This is a genomic window from Paraburkholderia sp. XV (assembly GCF_020177535.1).
GTDB classification, from domain to species: domain Bacteria; phylum Pseudomonadota; class Gammaproteobacteria; order Burkholderiales; family Burkholderiaceae; genus Paraburkholderia; species Paraburkholderia caribensis.
Genome location: NZ_JAGUUD010000026.1, coordinates 1 through 16,031 on the forward strand (window position 1 = coordinate 1; position 16,031 = coordinate 16,031).

At 64.4% G+C, this 16,031-nt stretch carries 16 protein-coding genes and 1 riboswitch; of the genes, 8 read left to right on the forward strand and 8 right to left on the reverse strand.

Features of this window, described 5'->3' with window-relative positions; translation table 11 throughout:
• Positions 1 to 174: 174 nt before the first annotated feature.
• Together KFO72_RS15390 and KFO72_RS15395 are read left to right on the forward strand one after the other, a co-directional pair.
• The gene (locus KFO72_RS15390; RefSeq protein WP_225032494.1) at positions 175 to 1,002 is read left to right on the forward strand and encodes a phosphodiesterase; all 828 of its coding nucleotides are present in this window, start codon (positions 175 to 177) and stop codon (positions 1,000 to 1,002) included.
• 97 nt (positions 1,003 to 1,099) lie between these two features.
• Positions 1,100 to 2,329: an MFS transporter gene (locus KFO72_RS15395; protein ID WP_225032495.1), complete on the forward strand. Its 1,230-nt coding sequence runs from the start codon at positions 1,100 to 1,102 to the stop codon at positions 2,327 to 2,329.
• A 30-nt stretch (positions 2,330 to 2,359) separates the two neighbouring features.
• Here KFO72_RS15395 and KFO72_RS15400 read toward each other — a convergent pair whose 3' ends face one another.
• The 5 genes from KFO72_RS15400 to KFO72_RS15420 form a co-directional block, all read right to left on the reverse strand.
• Complete coding sequence (locus KFO72_RS15400; protein WP_060601466.1) at positions 2,360 to 2,791, reverse strand: response regulator; 432 nt, start codon at positions 2,789 to 2,791, stop codon at positions 2,360 to 2,362.
• Positions 2,792 to 2,825: 34 nt separating this feature from the next.
• A complete protein-coding gene (locus tag KFO72_RS15405) occupies positions 2,826 to 3,470 on the reverse strand; it encodes a response regulator transcription factor (protein WP_176054237.1) in 645 nt (214 codons plus the stop codon).
• Positions 3,471 to 3,590: 120 nt separating this feature from the next.
• Positions 3,591 to 4,136: a ferritin-like domain-containing protein gene (locus tag KFO72_RS15410; RefSeq protein WP_054934330.1), complete on the reverse strand. Its 546-nt coding sequence runs from the start codon at positions 4,134 to 4,136 to the stop codon at positions 3,591 to 3,593.
• A gap of 94 nt (positions 4,137 to 4,230) precedes the next feature.
• Positions 4,231 to 4,392 carry a DUF1328 domain-containing protein gene (locus tag KFO72_RS15415; RefSeq protein ID WP_012400904.1) on the reverse strand — a complete coding sequence of 54 codons (162 nt, stop codon included), beginning with the start codon at positions 4,390 to 4,392 and terminating at the stop codon, positions 4,231 to 4,233.
• A 96-nt stretch (positions 4,393 to 4,488) separates the two neighbouring features.
• Positions 4,489 to 4,665, reverse strand: a complete 177-nt coding sequence (locus tag KFO72_RS15420) for a DUF1328 family protein (RefSeq protein ID WP_082434027.1) — start codon at positions 4,663 to 4,665, stop codon at positions 4,489 to 4,491.
• A 239-nt stretch (positions 4,666 to 4,904) separates the two neighbouring features.
• Between KFO72_RS15420 and KFO72_RS15425 the strand changes: the two genes are divergently transcribed.
• Both KFO72_RS15425 and KFO72_RS15430 read left to right on the forward strand, forming a co-directional pair.
• Positions 4,905 to 6,422: a sensor histidine kinase gene (locus KFO72_RS15425; RefSeq protein WP_225032496.1), complete on the forward strand. Its 1,518-nt coding sequence runs from the start codon at positions 4,905 to 4,907 to the stop codon at positions 6,420 to 6,422.
• A 229-nt stretch (positions 6,423 to 6,651) separates the two neighbouring features.
• Entirely contained in the window at positions 6,652 to 6,789 is a 138-nt protein-coding gene (locus KFO72_RS15430; RefSeq protein ID WP_007585547.1) for an entericidin A/B family lipoprotein, read from the forward strand.
• Between the two features lie 228 nt (positions 6,790 to 7,017).
• Here the strand turns inward: KFO72_RS15430 and KFO72_RS15435 are convergent, their stop codons facing one another.
• Positions 7,018 to 7,806 carry a DUF4397 domain-containing protein gene (locus tag KFO72_RS15435; RefSeq protein ID WP_054934328.1) on the reverse strand — a complete coding sequence of 263 codons (789 nt, stop codon included), beginning with the start codon at positions 7,804 to 7,806 and terminating at the stop codon, positions 7,018 to 7,020.
• A gap of 309 nt (positions 7,807 to 8,115) precedes the next feature.
• On the opposite strand from KFO72_RS15435, the gene KFO72_RS15440 reads away from it, so the two are divergent.
• Positions 8,116 to 10,155: an NADPH-dependent 2,4-dienoyl-CoA reductase gene (locus KFO72_RS15440; RefSeq protein WP_060601472.1), complete on the forward strand. Its 2,040-nt coding sequence runs from the start codon at positions 8,116 to 8,118 to the stop codon at positions 10,153 to 10,155.
• A gap of 101 nt (positions 10,156 to 10,256) precedes the next feature.
• On the opposite strand, the gene KFO72_RS15445 is transcribed toward KFO72_RS15440, so the two are convergent.
• Complete coding sequence (locus KFO72_RS15445) at positions 10,257 to 11,225, reverse strand: EamA family transporter (protein ID WP_054934326.1); 969 nt, start codon at positions 11,223 to 11,225, stop codon at positions 10,257 to 10,259.
• A 292-nt stretch (positions 11,226 to 11,517) separates the two neighbouring features.
• A complete protein-coding gene (locus tag KFO72_RS15450) occupies positions 11,518 to 11,979 on the reverse strand; it encodes a hypothetical protein (protein ID WP_225032497.1) in 462 nt (153 codons plus the stop codon).
• 320 nt (positions 11,980 to 12,299) lie between these two features.
• A riboswitch (TPP riboswitch) is annotated at positions 12,300 to 12,427 on the forward strand.
• Between the two features lie 106 nt (positions 12,428 to 12,533).
• On the opposite strand from KFO72_RS15450, the gene thiC reads away from it, so the two are divergent.
• The 3 genes from thiC to KFO72_RS15465 all read left to right on the forward strand — a co-directional run bounded on the left by thiC (position 12,534) and on the right by KFO72_RS15465 (position 15,884).
• Positions 12,534 to 14,465 carry a phosphomethylpyrimidine synthase ThiC gene (gene thiC / locus KFO72_RS15455; RefSeq protein WP_054934324.1) on the forward strand — a complete coding sequence of 644 codons (1,932 nt, stop codon included), beginning with the start codon at positions 12,534 to 12,536 and terminating at the stop codon, positions 14,463 to 14,465.
• 280 nt (positions 14,466 to 14,745) lie between these two features.
• On the forward strand, positions 14,746 to 14,958 hold the full coding sequence (locus KFO72_RS15460) for a glycine zipper 2TM domain-containing protein (protein WP_012400913.1): 213 nt from the start codon (positions 14,746 to 14,748) through the stop codon (positions 14,956 to 14,958).
• Positions 14,959 to 15,290: 332 nt separating this feature from the next.
• The gene (locus KFO72_RS15465) at positions 15,291 to 15,884 is read left to right on the forward strand and encodes a hypothetical protein (protein ID WP_060601476.1); all 594 of its coding nucleotides are present in this window, start codon (positions 15,291 to 15,293) and stop codon (positions 15,882 to 15,884) included.
• The last annotated feature ends 147 nt before the right edge of the window (positions 15,885 to 16,031 follow it).

Sequence of the window (16,031 nt, forward strand, 5' to 3'; positions counted from 1 at the left end):
TACTTTTCTTTGCGGCGGCAAAGAAAAGTAGGTGCCGCCCCGCACAGGGGCGACGTGTGAAGCAAGCTAACGTAACGCGGATGCCAGCGAAAAGCGCAAAGCACAAAGCACAAAGCACAAAGCACAAAGCAAACCCCAACAGCGTCGCAGACACAAACATCAAAGAGGAACCTCATGTTAATAGCCCAGATCAGCGATCTCCACATCAAACGCCCGGGCGCGCTGGCCTACCGCCGCGTGGACACGGCAGCGTATCTATCGCGCTGCGTAGAACGCCTAAACGCACTCGCCCCAGCGCCGGACGCGATCATCATCACCGGCGATCTCGTCGACCAGGGCGAGCCCGAGCAATACGAACATCTGAAGTCCCTGCTAGCACCGCTAAAAATCCCCTACTACCTGCTAGTAGGCAACCACGACGACCGCACGGCGCTGCGCGCCACCTTTATCGACCACAAAGAACTCCACACCAACGGCGAATTCATCCAATACACAGTCGACATCGGCCCGCTCCGCCTGATCGCACTCGACTCAATGGTCCCCGGCCAAAGCGCCGGCCTGCTCTGCGACGCGCGCCTCGCCTGGCTCGAAGCGCAACTACAGACAGCCCACGATAAACCCGTGATCGTCGCGCTGCATCATCCCCCCTTCGTGTCCGGCATCGGCCACATGGACGCGCTGCGGCTCGACCCGGCCTCGGCAAAAAAACTCGCAGCCCTCATCGCACGTCATCCGAACGTCGAACGCGTCATCTGCGGCCACGTACATCGCCCGATGTTCGTCCGCTTCGGCGGCACCATCGCATCGGCAGTGCCCGCGCCCGCGCATCAGGTCGCGCTCGATCTGCGCGACGACGCGCCATCCGCCTTCATGATGGAACCGCCCGCGTTCGCGCTACACCGCTACGACAGCGTGAACGGCCTCATCACGCATCACGCCTATGTCGATGCAGCCGACGGCCCCTATCCCTTCTATGAACCGGAAGGATCGTTGATCGATTGAGTCCGCGCCGGGCGTGCCATCCAGCAGAATCCGCCCCACTCCGGTATCATCGGCACGCTCGACTCTCTCGCGCCGGCGCTACGCCGGCCGCCGCATCATGTCCACACCCGCCTCCGACGACACCGCCTCCGACGACACCGCCACCGGCCCATCGCTGAGCGGCCTTCTGCTGCTGCTCGCAACGATCGCAGGCGTCTCCGTCGCGAACATCTACTACAACCAGCCGTTGCTCGACGACTTCCGCCTGTCGTTTCCACACAGCGCATCGTGGATCGGCGTGGTGCCGACCATGACCCAGCTCGGCTACGCGGCAGGCATGCTGCTGCTCGCGCCGCTCGGCGACCGCTTCGACCGTCGCAGGCTGATCCTGCTGCAGATCGCCGCCCTGTGCATCGCACTGCTGTTCGCGGCCGCCGCGCCGAATCTGTCGGTGCTCGTGGTCGCGAGTCTCGCGATCGGCATTCTCGCGACCATCGCGCAGCAAGCCGTGCCGTTCGCCGCCGAACTCGCGCCACCATCGCAACGCGGCCATGCAGTCGGCACGGTCATGAGCGGACTGCTGCTGGGCATTCTGCTCGCGCGCACGGCGGCCGGCTTCGTCGGCCAGTACCTCGGCTGGCGCGCCGTGTTCGGTGCGTCCATCGCCGCGCTGCTGGTACTCGCCGCCGTCATCATCGCAAGGCTGCCGCGCAGCAGGCCGACCTCGACGCTTGCCTACGGAAAGCTGCTCGCCTCCATGTGGCATCTCGCCGTCGAACTGCGCGGCCTGCGTGAAGCGTCGATCACGGGCGCCGCACTGTTCGCCGCGTTCAGTCTGTTCTGGTCGACCCTCGCGCTGTTGCTGGCGGGCGCCCCGTTTCACTACGGGCCGCAAGCCGCGGGTCTGTTCGGGATCGTCGGCGCGGCGGGTGCGATGGCCGCGCCGCTCGCAGGCAAATTCGCCGACCGGCGCGGGCCGCGCGCGATCGTCTCGCTGTCGATCGCGCTCGCGGCACTGTCGTTCGTCGTGTTCGCGCTGTCGGGCACGAGCCTCATCGGCCTCGTGATCGGCGTGATCGTGCTCGACGTCGGCGTGCAGGCAGCGCAGATCTCCAACCAGTCACGCATCTATGCACTGAAACCCGAAGCGCGCAGCCGCGTGAACACGGTGTACATGGTCTGCTATTTCATCGGCGGCGCGGTCGGTTCGGGCGTCGGCGCATTCGTGTGGCCGCTGTTCGGTTGGGTTGGCGTGAGTATCGCCGGCCTGCTGTTTACCGCGCTTGCCGGACTCAATCACCTGCGTGGGCGTCCCGAGCCGCTGGGCGCTTCAGGTGCGACGGAGTGACGGCGAACTGATATCGCCGCGCCGAAGCCGCTATCGCTCTTCCAGCCGCCCCTGCGCATAGTCGTGCAGCGCGTCGATCACGCGATCGAACTCGAACGACTTGTCGTAGAAATGCCGCACGCCGTATTGCTGGCAGCGCTCGCGGTAAGCGGGCAGCGCGTGGTTGGTCAGCACGGCGGCGAACGTCGACTCGATCAGCCCTTCCTTCTGCATATACGCAAGCACGGGCACGCTCGATCCACCCTTCAACTGCAGATCGACGATCACCGCGTCGAACGCTTCGCCATCCAGCAGCGCGATCGCCTCGTCGGCAGACTCGGCCTGCGCGGCTACCTGCATGACGCCCGAAGCGTCGATCGCTTCGACGATGCTGCGCCGGATCAGCGGCGAATCCTCGATCAGCAGCACACGCAACGGCGCGCGGCCGGGATCGGTGTGTGCAGTGACGGAGTCGGCGTTCATCGGTTGCGTTCCATGCTCGCGGGGAATCACAGGTTCATTCGATCAGGCCGTTCTTGATCGCGTAGTACGTCATGTCCGCGTTGTTCGTCATATGCATCTTGTCGAGCACGCGCGCGCGATACGTGCTGACCGTCTTCACCGACAGATTGAGTTCGCCGGCGATGTCGGTCGGAATCTGCCCTGACGCGAGCTTGCAGAAGATCTGAAACTCGCGCTCCGACAACTGTTCATGCGGATGCGTCGCAGCGGGTTTGTCGAGACTGTTCGCGAGCGTATCGGCGACGGCTTCCGACAGATACCGATGCCCGCGCGCGACCGAGCGGATCGCGCGCACGATCTCGTCGGGCTCGCAATCCTTGTTCAGATAGCCGTTCGCGCCCGCGCGCAGCAGGTTGATCGCATACTGGCTCTCCGGATAGCCGGACAGGATCAGCACGCCCTGCCCGGGCCGCATCTGCCGGATCACGCGCAACGTGTCGATGCCGTTCTTGTCGGGCATCGCGATGTCGAGCAGCACGACATCGAAGGGCTCGTCGTCCGGCTGCTCGCGCACGAGGCGGATCGTCTCGTCGCCCGTCGATGCTTCCGCCGCGACACACATGTCCGGCTCGTCCGCGACGAACTGCCTGAATCCGCCCCGGACGATCGCGTGATCGTCCGCTATCAGCACTCGAATCATGGATGTGGTTTTCCGCCGTGCAAGTGCATCTGTATGTGCATGTGCTTCATGGCCCGCAGGACCGGCCGCAGCGGCGCGAACCGCACGCTACCCGTATTCGCGCCGCGCAGCCCGCCGCCCTCACTCACGGCCCGACAGCAGGTCGGCCATATCGTCCGCGTGCTCCTCCTCGACGGCCAGAATCTCTTCGAACATCCGGCGCGTCGTGACGTCGCCGTCACCCAGATAGCGGATGATCTCGCGGTAGGTGTCGATCGCAATGCGCTCCGCGACCAGATTCTCGCGAATCATGTCGGTCAGGTTGTTGCCTTCCTTGTATTCCGAGTGCGAGCGTTTCGACAGGCTGTCCGGCGCGAAGTCCGGCTCGCCGCCCAATTGCACGATACGCGCGGCGAGCGTGTCGGCATGGCCCTGCTCCTCGTTCGCGTGCTCGAGGAACTCCTGCGCGACCGCTTCCGAATTGATGCCCTTCGCCATGAAATAGTGGCGCTTGTAGCGCAGCACGCAGACCAGTTCCGTCGCGAGCGCGCCGTTGAGCAGCTTGAGCACCGTCTCGCGGTTCGCGCCATAGGTCTGCGTGACGGGACCATCGTCCATATCCTTGCGCGCCTGCTCACGAATGCGCTTGAGGTCCATCACGAATTCGCCTTTCGTTTCGTTCGACATTGATCGACTCCTTGTTCCGGTATTGTGGGAAACGCACACGCGGCCGTCGTCCGTTCAGATGCGGCGGCGCAGCGTGCGCCATGCGGGCTTTGCGTCAGGTTCGGAACACGCCGAGCAGCAGCGTGACGACGAACACCACCAGGAAGATGTAGAACAGGATCTTCGCTATTTCGGCGGCGCCGGCCGCAATGCCCGTGAAGCCGAACACAGCGGCGATGATCGCGATCACGAAGAACACGAGTGCGTAATGCAGCATGACAACGCTCCTTCCTGTTAAGCGATGAATGGAGGCGGACCGTCGAGGCGGTCCGCCGTTTTATCCTGACTGGTCTGGGTTGCCTCTACGGCTTCGCTAATCGACGATCTTCTTCGTGATGACGAAGCCGAGCACGAGGAACACGACGCACAGGACCAGGAACACCACGAACAGGAACTTCGCGATAGCCGCCGCGCCCGCCGCGACGCCTGTGAATCCGAGCAGCCCCGCGATCACGGCAATCACGGCGAAGAACAATGCCCACTTGAGCATGATGGCAACCTCCCTGACTAATGTGGCTAATGTGGCAAATGGATCTCCTGCACTCATCGTACGGAGCACGTTGCGTACCCGCATTCGGGCGCAGGCTGTTTTTCATGTGGGAATCCGCCGACATCCGCTTTCGGGGAGGCTTCTGACGGCCCGCCGCCACGCCCGCGCAAACGCGTGCCCAAGCGCGTGCCCAAACGCAAACGCGCCGCGCGACGCTACACTGTCGATGACTTCATCGCATGGAGACGGCAGTGTTGGACGGGGCGCAAGCGGGACTCACTACCAGGCTGACGGACTGGATGCATCAGCGCAGTTGGGCCATCGCGATGACGGTCGCGATCGTCATCACGTGCGGTGGCCTCGTCATTCTGGAATCGGCGCGGCAACGCATCGCGTCGGAATACGAAGCGGCGCTCGAAGCCCGCAACGCGAGCGTGCAGCTCAGCGATCTCGCCGGGCAACTCGCGCTGTTGCAAGCAGATGAAAGCCGCTTTCTTCTGACACGGGACGATGCCCAGGCGCGCAGCTATTGCGCGCGCGCCGCCGGTATCCGCCGCGGCATCCGTTCGCTCGACACGTATTTCAAACGCGCCGCCGACAGCGCGGAACTGTCCAGCTTCACGCAGATCGCCGCGCTCATCGGCGCGCGCATCGGCAGCGGCGCGCTTGCGCTTCAACAGGCTGCGCAGCAGCCACTCGATCTCGCCGCATGCGGCGGCGCGGCGGCCAGCAGCAACGTCGATGCGGCGCTCGTGACGGGCACGTTATCGTTACTGCGCGACAACGAAGAGCGCCGCGCGCAGCGCGCGCTCGACGCAAGCCGCGCCGACCAGCGCGTCTCCACCTTCGTCGCGGCGGGCCTATCCGCGCTCAACATCGTGTTGTTCATTCTGCTGTTCCGCAATCTCGGCATCCAGATCGACAGTCAGGCACGCGTGCAAAAGCAATTGATCACGCAGCAGGAAGAACTCGATCAACTCGTCAACGAGCGCACGCGGCAACTCGAAGCACTCGGCTGGCACTTGCAGGCCGTCAGCGAAAACGAAAAAACCCAGCTGGCGCGCGAGCTGCACGACGAACTCGGTGCGATTCTCACGGCGAGCAAGATGGACGTCGCGTGGGCGCGGCGCAAGCTTCAGGGCACCGACCCCGCGATCGCCGAGAAACTGGCGCGCGCGCTCGAGACGCTCGATCAGGGCATCGCGCTCAAGCGGCGCATCATCGAGGACATGCGCCCGACCGTCCTCGCGAACTTCGGCCTCGTCACCGCGCTGCGCACACTCGCCGACGAAGCCGCCCAGCGCAACGGCTGGGCGCTCGACCTGCACCTGCCCGACGACGAACTGCAACTCGACGAGCAAACCGAGATCGCACTCTTTCGCGTCGCGCAGGAGTCGCTGACCAACGCGGCGAAGTACGCTCGCGCGACGCAGGTCACGATCGCGCTGAGCAAGGCCGCTGGCGAGGTGTCGCTGCATATCGCCGACAACGGCGTCGGCATCATGCCCGCCGACCTGACCCGCACGCATACGCATGGGCTGATGGGCATGCGCCAGCGCGTGGCCGCGCGCGGCGGACGTTTCGATATCCGGCGCGGCGAACTGCACGGCACCGACATACGCGTCGTGCTGCCCGTGCCGACTGTCGGCGCGGCCAGGCAAGCAGATCAGGGCATCGATCAGATCGTCGAGCAGGCGCCGCGCCCCGCCCCAGACGACACGAGCGCCCAAGGCCACGCGCCCGTCGAACGCCTTTGATGTCCGCGTAGGATTGCGCCGACAGAAAAATCATGGCGTCGCCGACAGCATCGCGGCCATGCGCCACTTAACATGGAATCAGACCGGATCGGCTGGCGCGACGCCGGTCGGGCGACAGGGCGCGCACGCCGGGCGATGTCGAACGAAATACCTGACCAGACCGGCGCGCGCGAATCGATCGAAGCATCAGTCGAAAGATTCCTGACTATTCCAGATAGGGAGAAAACTCATGACACGACTCATCGCACTTCTGCTGCTCGCGGGCACGACACTGCTTGCCGCCTGCAATACGATGGCCGGCGCCGGCCAGGACATCTCCAAGGGCGGCAACGCGATCACCAATTCAGCTGAGAAGCACTCGGACTGATACCGCACGGCTCATCGCATCCGCTGTCGATTCGATCTTCATCTGTCTTCAATCGCCGCCGCGTACCCACGCGGCGGCTTTTTTTGCGCCTGTGCCTGGGCATTCGGGAGGCTCGCCCGGAGGCTCACGAGCAAGCGAGCACGCAAAAACAGAACGGCGGCCCATTCGCATGAGCCGCCGTGCCGTCCCCCTGCTACCGCCTCGTCATCAGGCCATGCCGTCGTTGTGTTATTGGCCGTTCAGCGTATTGGTCAGTTCGATCGCCGGTTGCGTGGTATTGCCGCCCTGCGCGACGAGCAGGTGTATCTGGTTCGGCAGCAACTGGCTGAGCACGCCGCCGATCGGCACCGACGTCACCAGCCAGTCGGCGTTGTTCGCGAGATTGAACGAACTCGACTGGAAGATCGGCGTCTTGCTGCCCGCCGTCGTCGCGATCAGCACATACGTGCCGCCCGATACGTAGACCGAGTCCTGGCCGCTCGCGGGCACCGCGTTCTTGAAGGACACACCCGCCAGCGTCGGACTGGCGCTCGAGATGTTCGTGTTGTTCGCAGGCACCAGATACAGGTCGAGATTGGATGCGTTCAGCGACGCGTTGAAGCCCCGCAGGCGCGCGCTGTTCGACAGCAGCCCCTTGTCGAACGGATCGTCGATCAGACCGATGTCCGCGCCCGACGAGCCCGGCACCGCGATCACCGTATACTCGTGGCCCTTCGCGACATCGGGGAAGGTGCCGCTCGCCAACGCGGTCGTGGTCCCCGTCGCTGCATACGCAACCGATGTCTGTCCCGTGTTGATGTTCGCGAAGTTCGTCACGTTCTTGTACGAGATGTTCTTCTGCAATGCGCCGCCGTTGACGAGGAAATCGACGGCCGGGCCGCTTGGAATAGCGTGCACGAAGTGGATCAACGGATTCTGCAACCCGAGTTCTTTGCCGACGTCGTTCGAGCCTCCACCGCACGCCGACACGAGCGCGGCCGCTCCGATGAGCGCCGCCATGGTCCTGATAACCTTCATTTGCCACCTCTCCCTGATTGGGCTTGAGCCCGTTGATCTGCGGCTAGCCGCCTGCGCCTTTACCGGCACTCGTGTTGGCGGCGAGCCTTGTTATCCACGATGGCGGGCAGTGCTCGTCGGCACATGCTCTGCGTCGATTGGACGACTGTCGACAGCAATCGCTGTGCCGCGACGCTTATTTCCGACGAATCGCAAATAAAATTGCCGCGAGATTCGAGGGTTGGAGGGCATTTAGAATTTTCCCTCGGAGGTTTTATACGGGCGCGCGTGTATCGTTCGAGCGCGTCCCAACTTTACATGGTGCCTTGCATGTCTTACCCGCGGCTCTTGTCCGAACTCGATCTGGGCTTCACGCGCCTGCGCAACCGCGTCGTGATGGGTTCGATGCACACGGGCATGGAGGACCGCTTCTGGCATTACCCGAAGCTCGCAGAGTATTTTCGGGAGCGGGCAAAGGGCGGCGCGGGCCTCATCATCACGGGCGGCATCTCGCCGAATCGCGAAGGCTGGCTGCTGCCGTTCGGCGGCACGTTGAACTCGGTCTTCGATCTGCACAATCATCGCAAGCTCACCCGGGCCGTCCACGAAGAAGGCGGCAAGATCGCGCTGCAGATCCTGCACGCGGGGCGCTACGGTTATCAGCCGCTCGTCGTGTCGGCGTCGGCGCTGAAGTCGCCCATCTCGATGTTCAGGCCGCGCGCGCTGACGCTGGCGGGCATCGCGCGAACCGTGCGCGCGTACGCCCGTTGCGCGCGGCTCGCGCAGCGCGCCGGCTATGACGGCGTCGAGATCATGGGCAGCGAAGGCTATCTGCTGAACCAGTTTCTATGTCCGCGCACGAACCGGCGCGACGACGCTTACGGCGGCAGCATCGACAACCGGCTGCGGATTGCGCGCGAAGTCGTGCAGGCCGTGCGCGCCGCTTGCGGCGAGCGCTTCATCGTCGTGTACCGGCTGTCGCTGATCGATCTCGTCGAAGGCGGCAACACGTGGGACGAAACCGTGCAGATCGCGAAAGCGCTCGAAGCGGCGGGCGTCACGATCTTCAACACGGGCATCGGCTGGCATGAGGCACGCGTGCCGACCATCGTCACGTCGGTGCCGCGCGCCGCCTTCGCTCCGCTGGCGGCACGCCTGAAGACGGCCGTGAGCGTGCCCGTGATCGTATCGAATCGCATCAACACGCCGGAGGTCGCCGAAGACCTGCTCGCGCAAGGCGCGGGCGATCTGGTGTCGATGGCGCGCCCGCTGCTCGCCGACCCCGAGTTCGTCGTAAAGGCAGCCCAAGGACGCGCGGATGAAATCAACACGTGTATCGCGTGCAACCAGGCGTGTCTCGATCACACGTTTCAGAACCAACGCGCGACGTGCCTCGTCAACCCGCGCGCTGGCCGTGAGACGGAACTCGTGTACCGGCCGCTCGCTTCGCATCAGCCGCCGCGCGCCGTGGCCGTGGTAGGCGCGGGACCGGCGGGATTGTCGGCGGCGACGGTGGCGGCCGCGCGGGGCCATCGCGTGACGCTGTTCGATGCGGCGGCAACCATCGGCGGCCAGTTCAATCTCGCGATGCGCGTGCCAGGCAAGGAAGAATTCAGCGAGACGATCCGTTATTTCGGCAGCCAGTTGCGCAGGCATGGCGTCGAGGTGCGCCTCGGCACGCGTGTCGATCCGGCGCTGCTCGCGGCTTGCGCGTTCGACGACGTGATCGTCGCGACGGGCATCGTGCCGCGCCGCCCCGCCATTGCCGGGATCGACGGGCCGAACGTGCTGTCGTATGTCGACGTGTTGCGCGGCGCGCAGGTCGGGCGGCGCGTCGCCGTGATCGGCGCGGGCGGCATCGGCTTCGACGTCAGCGAATTCCTGCTGCATCCGGCGGACGAGCCGCTGCCGTTATCGCGCGAAAGCTGGACGGCCGAATGGGGCGTCGATCTGTCCGTCGCCGGGCGCGGCGGTCTCACGGCGCCGCGCGCCTGCGTGCCCGTGCGCGAGATCTGGCTGTTGCAGCGCAAGGCCGGCAAGCTCGGCGCGAGCCTCGGCAAGACGTCGGGATGGGTGCATCGCGCGGCGCTCGCGCGCAACCAGGTGAAGATGCTCGATGGCGTGACGTATCGGCAGATCACGGAGCGCGGGATGCTGATCGAGCGTGAGGGCAGCGAGCAGTGGCTCGATGTCGATACGATCGTGGTGTGCGCGGGACAGGAGTCGTTACGCGATCTCTATCCTGCTACGCCCCGCTCGTCCGCTGCCGATGGGCCGCGCTTTCATGTGATCGGCGGGGCTGCCCTGGCGGCCGAACTCGACGCGAAACGGGCGATCCGTGACGGCGCCGAGCTTGCCGCGCGGTTGTAGCCGCGGTTGTAGCCGCGGTTGTAGCCGCCGTTTTAGCCGGGCTTTTGACCACGCTTGACCACCCTTCCAGGCGCTGTCATAGCTTGCCGGGCTGGCGCCGCTCACGCGGCGCCGCGCCGCCGGTAATCGAACCAGAACGACAGCCCGACGCTCACCAGAATCACGCCCGTGGCGACGACCGTGGCGCGCGTCACCGGCTCGCCGAGCAGTAGCGCGCCGAGCGCAACCGCGACCACCGGGTTCACGTACATGCAGCTGCTGGCGATGATCGGGCTCGTGTGCCGGATCAGAAAGCCGTACGCGACATACGCGGCCATCGTGCCGATCAGCATCAGATACAGGAACGCGACGACGGGCAGGAAGTGAATGTCCATCATCCGCTCGCCCGAGAGCCAGGCGACCAGCGTCGACATCGCGCCGCCAAGCCCGATCTGCAGCGAAGTCGACAGAAACAGATCTGACGGCAGCTTGAGGCGCGACGCCAGATGCGCCCCGCCCGCCCAGAACAGCGCGCCGCACAGAATGGCGAGGCTGCCGCCCGCCGAGCCCGAGCTCTGGTCGCCGTGACTGAGAATCGCGATGCCGACGAGTCCCAGCCCGACCGCGAACCATTCCCCCCTGCCGACCTTGCGCCCCGCGATCGCCGCGATGACCGTGGCGAACAGCGGCACAGTCGCAACCATCACGGCCGCCGTGCCCGTGCCGACGGTGCGCATGCCGTAGGCGAGCATCCCGCTCGACAGGCCGACCAGCATCGTGCCGACCAGCCCCGCATTGCGGATTTCCGTCAGCGGCGGCCAAGCCGGTTTGCGGCGCATGGCGAAGATGAACAGTCCGACGCCCGCGAAAAAATTGCGCAGCCCCGACATCAGCAGCGGCGGAAACGAGCCGAGCGCGACGTGGACGGCAAGGTACGTCGAGCCCCAGACGATATAGACGACGCCGAGCGCGAGCGCGATCTGTCCGCCGTGGGATTGCGGCAGGCGGAACGGGAAACGGTCAGGGAGATTCAGCGCCACGCCTGGCCCGCCCGTGCCGGCGATCGCGCCGCGGCCCCGCTGAACACCCATGAACGGGACGGCAGGCGCCGCATCGGCGACGCGGCAGGAAGGGCAAAGCGGGCGGGCATGGCAGTAGAACGGATGTCGAACGGCAAGGGAAGCACCGGGTCAATGGTGCGAATTGATGGCCTACGCGATGCAGAATGCAACAACAGCAGCCAACGGACGCGAATCGCTCGCGCCGCCGAGCATTATGCAATATCTGGGCAATCCGCCGGCAAGAGAATCGTAACTTTCGTTGCAAGCGGGATGAAAAGGCGAGCGTGGGTGTCAATTGCGACACCACTGGAATTCGCCCCGTTCAGTCGTAGCTCACCAGCACCGTCACGGCATTTTCCGTTGGCGTGCCGCCCATGATCGACAGCGTGCCGCCCGCGCGGCCCACGCTGTACTCCGCGCGCGCTGCCTGCGTGACGCGATTCGCGTTGTCGGTGAATCGTGTCTTCAGCGTGCGCGGCGCGGCGACGCCCGCGTCCGTATTGACGAGCACGGCAATATGCGCGGCCGGCGAGGTACCGGATGCGGGCGTGAACGTCAAATCGATCGTCGATTCATGCTTCACGCTCAAATTTTCCGTATGGAATCCTCGATAATTATCCGGAACATTACGCTCGATAGCGTACGCCGGCGCGACGATCGCCCCCTTGAACGTGATGGTTCCTCCCGGCTCGAACGACGCCGCGGCGAGCGCCATCGGCGGCCAGAGCCCCGCCATCGCGACACAGGCGGCCACCATCCCGGGCGCCCGATTCGATGCTTTCATTGCACGATCCTTTCAAACTGATTTTATTTAGGCTGACTGATCAATGATTTGCCTCGAAGGGTGTATCGGCCCGGATCGGGCAAACTTGAACAGAGCGGACGAATGTTTGCCCGGCGACAAAAATCCTTTCTCCACCGCATTGATGAAATAACCGCCTGAGTGGGACGCGTGCCGCACGCGGGCGATGCAATCGCCAGCACACCCCATGCAGCGCGGCTTTCCCGCCCGCCATGGCACGCGCAAATCGTGCGCGGCGCCTGCGCGTTTCGCCAATTTCGAGACAAGTTGCCAAACCCGGCCCGGCCAGGGTATCGTGTGCGCTGCTAACGCGGGGGTCCTGCGTTGTGCGTCGCCTGAAAGACAACGGGCACCGCATGGCGTGGGTGAGAAATACCCTTTGAACCTGATCTGGATAATGCCAGCGCAGGGAAGCGTTCGGGCTCGCCGCTTCACCTGCCGTAGTGTTTCACCCTCCTCGCGCGAACCCGGTCCACTTCCCCACCGTCTCGTTCTCCTGCGTAGCTGTAACGCCCCACATTTGCATGGAGAGACGCATGAACGCCAACCCGAAATTCATTTCTGCGAACGCCCACGTCGACGAAGCCGCCGTCGCGCCGCTGCCGAACTCGCGCAAGGTCTACGTGACGGGCTCACGACCCGATATCCGCGTGCCGATGCGTGAAATCACGCAATCGGATACGCCGACGGGCTTCGGCGGCGAGAAGAATCCGCCCATCTACGTGTACGACACATCGGGCCCGTATACCGATCCCGACGCAAAGATCGACATCCGCGCCGGCCTGCCCGCGCTGCGTCAGGGCTGGATCGAGGCACGCGGCGACACGCAATCGCTGGACGGTTTGTCGAGCGAATACGGCCGCGAGCGCGCCGCCGATCCCGCCACCGAGCAACTGCGCTTCCCCGGCCTGCATCGCACGCCGCGCCGCGCGCAGCCCGGCAAGAACGTCTCGCAGATGCACTACGCGAAGCAAGGGATCATCACGCCGGAAATGGAATACATCGCGATTCGCGAGAACCAGCGCCGCGCCGAGTATCTGGAGAGCCTGAAGACCAGCGGCCCGACGGGCGCGAAGCTCGCCGCGATGATGGGCCGCCAGCATCCCGGCCAGGCATTCGGCGCCAGCGCATTCGGCCCGAATGGACTGACGGAAATCACGCCCGAGTTCGTGCGCGAGGAAGTCGCGCGCGGCCGCGCGATCATCCCGGCGAACATCAATCACCCGGAAAGCGAGCCGATGATCATCGGCCGCAACTTCCTCGTGAAGATCAATGCGAACATCGGCAATTCCGCCGTGACGTCGTCGATCGGCGAGGAAGTCGACAAGATGACGTGGGCGATCCGCTGGGGCGGCGACACGGTGATGGATCTGTCCACGGGCAAGCACATTCATGAGACGCGTGAATGGATCATCCGCAATTCGCCCGTGCCGATCGGCACCGTGCCGATCTATCAGGCGCTCGAAAAGGTCAACGGCAAGGCCGAGGACCTGACGTGGGAAATCTTCCGCGACACCCTCATTGAACAGGCCGAACAGGGCGTCGACTACTTCACGATCCATGCGGGCGTGCGTCTGCAGTACGTGCCGCTCACTGCCAACCGGATGACGGGCATCGTGTCGCGCGGCGGCTCGATCATGGCGAAATGGTGTCTCGCGCATCACAAGGAAAGCTTCCTGTACGAGCACTTCGAGGACATCTGCGAAATCATGAAGGCGTACGACGTGAGCTTCTCGCTCGGCGACGGCCTGCGTCCCGGCTCGATCTACGACGCGAACGACGAAGCGCAGCTCGGCGAGCTGAAGACGCTCGGCGAACTCACGCAGATCGCGTGGAAGCACGACGTGCAGGTGATGATCGAAGGTCCCGGCCACGTTCCCATGCAGCTCATCAAGGAGAACATGGACCTGCAGCTGGAATGGTGCGACGAAGCGCCGTTCTACACGCTCGGGCCGCTGACGACGGACATCGCGCCCGGCTACGACCACATTACGTCGGGCATCGGCGCGGCGATGATCGGCTGGTTCGGCACGGCGATGCTGTGCTACGTGACGCCGAAGGAGCACCTGGGCCTGCCCAACAAGGACGACGTGAAGACGGGCATCATCACCTACAAGCTCGCCGCGCACGCCGCCGATCTGGCGAAGGGCCATCCCGGCGCGCAGGTGCGCGACAACGCATTGAGCAAGGCGCGCTTCGAGTTCCGCTGGGAAGACCAGTTCAACATCGGTCTCGATCCCGACAAGGCGCGCGAATTCCATGACGAAACCTTGCCGAAGGATTCCGCGAAGGTGGCGCACTTCTGTTCGATGTGCGGTCCGCACTTCTGCTCGATGAAAATCACGCAGGACGTGCGCGACTACGCGGCGAAAGAAGGCATGAGCGACACCGAGGCGCTGAAGAAGGGTATGGAAGTGAAGGCCGTCGAGTTCATCAAGAACGGGGCGGAGATTTATCAGCGGCAGTGAATGTGAATCAGCGAGCGTTGTGATGCCGCTGGATGTGAAGCCCGCCCGCAGTTCAGGCGGGGCTTTTTTGCGCGCGTTTTTTACCGCATCGCATGGCGTCTGCATGTGCTTTTTACGTTATGGCGTGATTGTTCGATGCGTCGAAACATTTGATTACCAAACCGACACTTTGCTGACAAGCCCATACAAACAGAAACGGCCCCCGGCGATACCATCGATTCACCAGATCGGGATCGCGATTTGCGAGTCCCGTCGATAGAAACGTCAGGGAGACGCAATCATGAAAACCTTCCATCGAATCGGTGCGCTGGCTACGCTCGTGGCCGTGGTGGCAAGCCTCTCCGCATGCGACGGCATGACCCGGCGGCAGCGCGATACGGCTATCGGCGCCGGCGTCGGCGGCGCTGCGGGCGCGGCGATCGGCGGCAACGCGCTGTCGACACTGGGTGGCGCGGCCGTCGGCGGCGTGATCGGCAATCAGGTCGGCAAGTGACGCGTGTGACACGTCGAGCCGTTGATTCAAGCGCCGGCTCTTTAACAGCGACGCGCGCGCATAAGGGATATCAGTAATACGACAAATCGCCGTCGAAGGCGATGCAGGCAAACGGCTTCGAATTCCGAGTCCGCGCGGTTGCGGGCTCGGGATTTCAAGGCCGAAGGGAGATGGGCAAAGTCCGGCGCGCACGTACGCGCCGGACATGTCCTTTGACTGATCGCGCATGAAATACGCAGTTACCACTTTGTGACGTGCGGATTGAAACGCTGGCGTAAGCTCCATAAATAAAGCGCGCGAAAGGCGCGCCGCGAGATAACGAGGAGCACGTCATGAAACCGCTCGATGCAACGCTGCGCGCCGCCAGCGCCGTTGCAGCGCTGGCACTGTCGGGCGTGCTGTCCGGCTGCTACTACTATGCGCCGTACGGCTACTATCCCGGCTACGGGTACTACCCCGCTTATCCCGCCGTGCCCACGGCGGCAACGCAGCAGGAGATGCCCGTCGGACCTGGCGATCCCGCCCAGGCCGCTGCGCAGACGCAATTCACGATGCCTGGCGACAACGCGTCCTATCCGGCAGCACCCGGCTACGACACCACCGTCGCTTACGCCGCCGCGCCTGCGTACTACCCCGTCGCCTATCCCGTCTATCCCTACGGTTACCCCTACTACGGCTGGCCCGGCTGGTGGGGACCGTCGATCTCGCTGAGCTTCGGCTATTGGGGCGGATGCTGCGGCGGCCACTATGGCTACTGGGGACATCGCGGCTACTGGGGCGGCCATGGCTACTGGGGACACGGGCACGGCTACTACGGCGGAGGTCATGGCGGCTGGGGTGGCGGCCATGGCGGTTGGGGCGGAGGTCACGGCGGCTGGGGCGGCGGCAATGCATGGGCCGGCGGGGGCCACGGGCGCTCGCACTGACCGATCCGAACCGTATCGAATCCGGCAGGCGTTGGCGGTGACGATGACGTTCGCGGTCCTGTCCCGCGAACGCAACCGAACGCGCCGCTACGAATCAGCAGCCACTTCTATTCCCGCAACAACCTTCTTCGTTTTCCCTGCTTGACG

Coding starts and splice junctions, on each gene's coding strand:
- KFO72_RS15390 (WP_225032494.1), top strand. CDS start 175: ATGTTAATAGCCCAGATCAGCGATCTCCACATCAAACGCCCGGGCGCG.
- KFO72_RS15395 (WP_225032495.1), top strand. CDS start 1,100: ATGTCCACACCCGCCTCCGACGACACCGCCTCCGACGACACCGCCACC.
- KFO72_RS15400 (WP_060601466.1), bottom strand. CDS start 2,791: ATGAACGCCGACTCCGTCACTGCACACACCGATCCCGGCCGCGCGCCG.
- KFO72_RS15405 (WP_176054237.1), bottom strand. CDS start 3,470: ATGATTCGAGTGCTGATAGCGGACGATCACGCGATCGTCCGGGGCGGA.
- KFO72_RS15410 (WP_054934330.1), bottom strand. CDS start 4,136: ATGTCGAACGAAACGAAAGGCGAATTCGTGATGGACCTCAAGCGCATT.
- KFO72_RS15415 (WP_012400904.1), bottom strand. CDS start 4,392: ATGCTGCATTACGCACTCGTGTTCTTCGTGATCGCGATCATCGCCGCT.
- KFO72_RS15420 (WP_082434027.1), bottom strand. CDS start 4,665: ATGCTCAAGTGGGCATTGTTCTTCGCCGTGATTGCCGTGATCGCGGGG.
- KFO72_RS15425 (WP_225032496.1), top strand. CDS start 4,905: ATGGAGACGGCAGTGTTGGACGGGGCGCAAGCGGGACTCACTACCAGG.
- KFO72_RS15430 (WP_007585547.1), top strand. CDS start 6,652: ATGACACGACTCATCGCACTTCTGCTGCTCGCGGGCACGACACTGCTT.
- KFO72_RS15435 (WP_054934328.1), bottom strand. CDS start 7,806: ATGAAGGTTATCAGGACCATGGCGGCGCTCATCGGAGCGGCCGCGCTC.
- KFO72_RS15440 (WP_060601472.1), top strand. CDS start 8,116: ATGTCTTACCCGCGGCTCTTGTCCGAACTCGATCTGGGCTTCACGCGC.
- KFO72_RS15445 (WP_054934326.1), bottom strand. CDS start 11,225: ATGGGTGTTCAGCGGGGCCGCGGCGCGATCGCCGGCACGGGCGGGCCA.
- KFO72_RS15450 (WP_225032497.1), bottom strand. CDS start 11,979: ATGAAAGCATCGAATCGGGCGCCCGGGATGGTGGCCGCCTGTGTCGCG.
- thiC (WP_054934324.1), top strand. CDS start 12,534: ATGAACGCCAACCCGAAATTCATTTCTGCGAACGCCCACGTCGACGAA.
- KFO72_RS15460 (WP_012400913.1), top strand. CDS start 14,746: ATGAAAACCTTCCATCGAATCGGTGCGCTGGCTACGCTCGTGGCCGTG.
- KFO72_RS15465 (WP_060601476.1), top strand. CDS start 15,291: ATGAAACCGCTCGATGCAACGCTGCGCGCCGCCAGCGCCGTTGCAGCG.